Origin of the sequence: Streptomyces sp. NPDC127197 (assembly GCF_042672405.1) — a bacterium.
In the GTDB taxonomy this organism is placed as follows: domain Bacteria; phylum Actinomycetota; class Actinomycetes; order Streptomycetales; family Streptomycetaceae; genus Streptomyces; species Streptomyces flavusporus.
Genome location: NZ_JBHXVG010000113.1, coordinates 1 through 3508, shown reverse-complemented (window position 1 = coordinate 3508; position 3508 = coordinate 1). Strand labels below are relative to the sequence as shown.

Annotated in this window: 5 protein-coding genes; all 5 read left to right on the top strand. The window is 69.0% G+C overall.

From position 1 onward, the window contains the following. Positions 1-180: 180 nt before the first annotated feature. The 5 genes from ACFVJQ_RS45655 (at position 181) to ACFVJQ_RS45635 (ending at position 3448) form a co-directional block, all read left to right on the top strand. Complete coding sequence (locus ACFVJQ_RS45655; RefSeq protein ID WP_385791878.1) at positions 181-630, top strand: transposase; 450 nt, start codon at positions 181-183, stop codon at positions 628-630. 137 nt (positions 631-767) lie between these two features. Beyond that, entirely contained in the window at positions 768-1295 is a 528-nt protein-coding gene (locus tag ACFVJQ_RS45650; protein ID WP_385515110.1) for a DinB family protein, read from the top strand. 233 nt (positions 1296-1528) lie between these two features. Next, a complete protein-coding gene (locus tag ACFVJQ_RS45645; RefSeq protein ID WP_385791876.1) occupies positions 1529-2374 on the top strand; it encodes an alpha/beta fold hydrolase in 846 nt (281 codons plus the stop codon). A gap of 112 nt (positions 2375-2486) precedes the next feature. Continuing rightward, entirely contained in the window at positions 2487-2843 is a 357-nt protein-coding gene (locus ACFVJQ_RS45640; protein WP_385791874.1) for a hypothetical protein, read from the top strand. Next, a complete protein-coding gene (locus ACFVJQ_RS45635; protein ID WP_385791872.1) occupies positions 2840-3448 on the top strand; it encodes a hypothetical protein in 609 nt (202 codons plus the stop codon). The genes ACFVJQ_RS45640 and ACFVJQ_RS45635 overlap by 4 nt, the downstream gene beginning before the upstream one ends. Positions 3449-3508: the final 60 nt, after the last annotated feature.

Sequence of the window (3508 nt, the reverse complement as noted above, 5' to 3'; positions counted from 1 at the left end):
GCCTTCAGGCAGACGAACTGTTCGACGAACACATCGCCTTCCCCTCCGAACTGGCCACAGCAGCTTGACGACTTGGCATCGTGAGATGTCTACCTGGAGCGGCGGTTCGCCGCAGGATGCACAAGCGTCGCCCGACTGCACCGCGAACTCCTCACCGAGAACGCCCCCGTCACCTACGGCATGGTCCGCGCCTACATCGCCACCCTACGCACCGCCCCACCGCAGGCGCCGCCCCCGCCGCCGACCGTGCGGCGGGTTACCGGCTGGCTCACCCGCCACCCCGCGACCCTGAGCGAAGACGAGCGCGCCGCGTTGAAGGACGTCCTGGCTCGCTGTCCCGAACTGGATGCCGCCGCCGAACACGTCCGGGACTTCGGCGAGATCCTCACCTACCGGCTCGGCTCCACGCTCCCCGCATGGATCGACGCCGTCGACGCCAGCCAACTGCCCGGCCTCACAAACTTCGCACTCCACCTGTTCCGAGACCTTGATGCGGTGACCGCCGGACTCACCCTGCACTGGAGCTCCAGCGGTACGGAAGGTGCCGTGAACCGCATCAAGAAGATCAAGAGACAGCTCTACGGACGAGCCGGATTCGAACTGCTCCGCAAGATGATCCTGCTTCAGTAACCCTCCGCGACCGCTCCCCAAGATCTGTACCAGAACCGAGTTTTGAGTCACTGGCTCGCCTGGGAGACGGGCGAGACGCGTGTTCGTCGCCAGCGAAGGCGGTCGTGGGCCACGGCTGCTGCTGCCAGGGTGTGCTCATGAATACGACACCGGATGGACGGCCTGTCCCGCCCGCGCATGCCGACGAGCGGTCCATGCTGGAAGCATGGCTGGGCTTTCACCGTGCGACTCTCGCCCTGAAGTGTTCAGGCCTGAAAGATGATCAATTACGGCTTGCTGCGGCGTCACCGTCGTCGATGACGCTGCTCGGACTCGTTCAGCACATGGCTGAGGTGGAACGCAACTGGTTCCAGCGTGTATTCGCAGGTCAGGACGTGCCTCCGGTCTTCGGGGAGAGCAACCTCGACGGCTTTGCCCTGCAGCCGGAACGAGGACTCGACGAGGCGATGGCTGCGTGGCAAACGGAGGTCGCTCGAGGCCGTGAGCTGATTGCTGGAGCATTGCTGGACGACTCCGGTCGCCTGTCCGAACAGGAAGCGGGTCACGTCGGCGATCAGGGAGTCTCCCTGCGCTGGATCATGGTCCACATGATCGAGGAATACGCACGTCACAACGGTCATGCCGATCTCATCCGCGAGCAGATCGACGGAGCTACCGGCGTATGAGACGTGCTTGCGCGGTCGGAAGGACCGCGCAAGTGTCCGGCACCCCCCTCTCAGCCGGCGGCGGCCTGCTCAGCCAGGGGCTGGTCCAGGCGTTGTCGAAGAGCATCACCGGGCCGGCTCCTGACCGCCGCAGCCCTCCGGAGCGGCCCCTGGCTCCCAGCCAGCTACCGGCAGAACCTCGGGAAAGCCGCTCCGGCAGCTCTCGGATCAAGGTCACGGGAGACGATAGGAGGGTGGAGCTGCGTCGAGCCGACGGCGGGGTGATCGCGGTCGAGGTGGTGGGGGAGCCGGACGCGCCTGCGGTGCTGTTCTGCCACGGGTTGGCCGACTCCCGGCTGGCCGCGTACGGCTTCGCGGGCGCGGCCCACGCGCTCGGACTGCGCCTCATCGCCCCGGATCGCCCCGGCATCGGCGGCACCGACGCCCGTCGCCTGCCGCGGGTCGTGGACTGGGCTGCGGAAGCCACCCTGGTCCTGGACGCGCTGGACGTCGGCTCGGTGGCGCTGCTCGGCGTCTCGGGCGGCGGAGCGTTCGCGGCCGCCTGCGCGTCCGAGCTGCCTGACCGCGTCCGCAGCCTGCTGCTCATCGCGCCCCTTGGCCCGCCTGCCTGGCCCACCCGCGGGATGGCAGCCGGGCAGCGCGCGTCCTTGCAGATCGCCCGGCACGCTCCGGCCTTCGGCGGCTGGTTTCTGGGCCGCCTGGCCACGCTGGCGCGCCGGGCACCAGGGCTGTTCCTTCGCCTGGCGACCAGCGAGATGCTCGCCGGCGACCGGCGTGCCCTCGCCCAGCCGGAGGCGCGCGCGGCCTTCCTGACCAACTACCTGCGAGCGTTCCACCGCGGCAGCTGGGGAGTCGGGCAGGATCTGCGCGTACTGACCCAGCCCTGGGGTTTCGACCTCGAGTCGATCAGGGTGCCCACGTCGATCCACCACGGGGACGCCGACACCACCGTCCCGCTCCAGCACGCCCGCCGCTTCGCCGCGGCGATACCGGGCGCACGCCTTCACATCCATCCCGGCCAAGGCCACTTCTCGATCCTCACCGCACCCGAGCAGACGCTGGCGTCACTCGCCGCATAGCCGGTCGAGGTCGCCGCCGGAGACCACGGCGACGGCGCGTCCGGTGGCCAACCGACGAAATGGTCTGATCTGCTGAAACGCGGCCGCCACCGAGTGAGGATCCCGCGTAGAGGTGTGGAGGTTCCCGGGGGACCTCCGTACGCCGACGTCGTCGGTTCGGGTGGTCACGGCCGGCTTCCAGATCGTGAAGCGGCTGCGGGAGCTGCACGAGCTCGGTGGCGATCCGGCGTACGAGCGGTTCCCAGCTTCGGAGGAGTTGTTCCTCGTGCCGGACCACGCGCAGACATGGGCCGGGAAGCTGAAGCAGCCGAAGGACAGCCCGGTCAACGTGGTGGGCGAGGCCGCGGTGTTGCGCGCGAAGTTGTGGCAGTACCTGCGCGAGCAGGCCGACGCCGGGCAGCTGAGGCGATCGAGGACGGCCGGGCCGCCGGCGTGCCCTGGAACCACTTCACCGAAGTACTGTGCGTGACCTCCAAGCAGGGCGCGTACCAGAAGGCACGGCGGCTGAAGGCCGAGCAGGTCCGCGAACCCGGCCAGCGCCGTACGCCCGAGGTCGCTCGTGACCACGAGGAGCGCGCAGTCGCCGAAGACCGGGCCGAGAGGGCCCTGCTGCTCGTGCAGCAGCGACGCTTCCCCGTCGCCCGGCACATCGGCCGGCTGCTCCTGGAGCACCGCGACGGCATCGTCCTGGACAGCTGGGCGGCGTACTGGCTCGGCGAGATCGCCGAGACCATCGACGACCGCGACGACCCGGAGAAGCGCGCACGGTTCACCGACTGGGTGGAGAGCTTCGTCCGAGCCGTCCACGGGCACGCCCGCGTGCGCAACCAGCCCTCCGCCACTACCGAGGAGGCTCGCCGGGCCCTGGCGCCGGCCACCGAGTTCACCTTCCGGGAGCGGCCCAAGATCCCCGAGCAGATCCGGCGTTCCAGTCTGGGAACCCGGCGCGGCGCGAGCGACGACGAACACGCGGTGGGCGTACGGCCCGCTGACCCCGCCCCGTGCATTCCGTCACCCCACGAGCCGCATTTCGTCGGTACGTGTGTCCTGAACGCAAGGAGGAGTTCTATGTAGGAAGAGCGCCTTATTGCGGTGCTGCGTGGAAGATGAAGGATCTGGCCCTTCGGAGTCGCC

What these genes read in the sequence shown, in the direction of transcription:
- ACFVJQ_RS45655 (WP_385791878.1), top strand. Translation starts at nt 181, where the DNA reads ATGGTCCGCGCCTACATCGCCACCCTACGCACCGCCCCACCGCAGGCG.
- ACFVJQ_RS45650 (WP_385515110.1), top strand. Translation starts at nt 768, where the DNA reads ATGAATACGACACCGGATGGACGGCCTGTCCCGCCCGCGCATGCCGAC.